Origin of the sequence: Terasakiella sediminum, assembly GCF_033100395.1 — a bacterium.
Classification (GTDB): Bacteria; Pseudomonadota; Alphaproteobacteria; order Rhodospirillales; family Terasakiellaceae; genus Terasakiella.
In genome coordinates, this window is the sequence record NZ_JAWLVJ010000072.1 from 1 (window position 1) to 953 (window position 953).

Below are 953 nucleotides of genomic sequence, written 5' to 3' on the forward strand. Positions count from 1 at the left end.
AAATCTGGCAGGAAAAGTTTATAGATTAAACCCGACCTGACAGTCACCGCATCAAAGCGGGTAAGTGTCAGATCAAGTCGCGACTACTACACGTAAGATTGTTCTGCCGCCTTTTGGTAGAGATCAATTGCCTTGGTCATATCCTTTGCCAATCCCGTCTTCGCCCAGATACCGGGATGAAACTCTGCTGAATTTTGTTCATAGAGACGCCCCATTAAATATTGCGCGGGCGGATAGCCTCTTTCCAAGAGTTCCTGGCAATAAGCCATATTACTTGCATTAAATATCGGGCTCTCCGGCTCTTTGCCATGCGCACAAAGGATGAAACTGGCGTCATGGTTTCCTACCTGTGCTGCAGCTTCGAGTTTCTCATGTGCATCCATATAGCCCAAAGGCATGAGAGGTGATTTCAGAATACCCTTAGTCCTAATAACAAAGGCCGCATTTAGACTGCCTTGCTCAGCGGCCTTCTGAAAAAGCGCTTCATAAGCAGGAAGGTCTTCTTCTATTTTTATGCCAAGCCCGGATAGAAGCGCCAGATTGTAAGTCGCCTCGCTCTCCCCGGCATTGGAGGCCGCGAGATAAGCCGAGATTATTTTTTCCTGATCCTGTTTCAGAATGAGATAGGAATTTGCAATTTCCATATGCGTCATTGCAGACCTTTGCCCATAAGGTATTTTTTCCAGTTCAGCAAGGCGCAACGAAATATCGTCCTGATATCGACTATATTCTGTGATCTGATAAGCATAGTTCCATCCCGCAATTGCACCAAGCACAGAACAAATGACAATCACGCCAATGAATATTTTTTTCAACATAATGCACCTCTAAATTACCTCTATTATACCTATGGACAGCTTAGTGACCCGTCCTAAAATACGTTGACGGTTTTAGGTTAAGCCCGTTGCTTTTGGCAGCGGGCTTTTCTGTGCATTTGGTTTGGCGTTTTCATT

General features: G+C 45.1%; 1 protein-coding gene. It reads right to left on the reverse strand.

Annotation, left to right across the window (positions count from 1 at the left end):
- Positions 1-86: 86 nt before the first annotated feature.
- Positions 87-818 carry a tetratricopeptide repeat protein gene (locus RYZ26_RS19865; protein WP_317684999.1) on the reverse strand — a complete coding sequence of 244 codons (732 nt, stop codon included), beginning with the start codon at positions 816-818 and terminating at the stop codon, positions 87-89.
- Positions 819-953: the final 135 nt, after the last annotated feature.

Excerpts from the sequence above, each read along its gene's own strand:
- RYZ26_RS19865 (WP_317684999.1), bottom strand. The coding sequence starts at position 818 with ATGTTGAAAAAAATATTCATTGGCGTGATTGTCATTTGTTCTGTGCTT.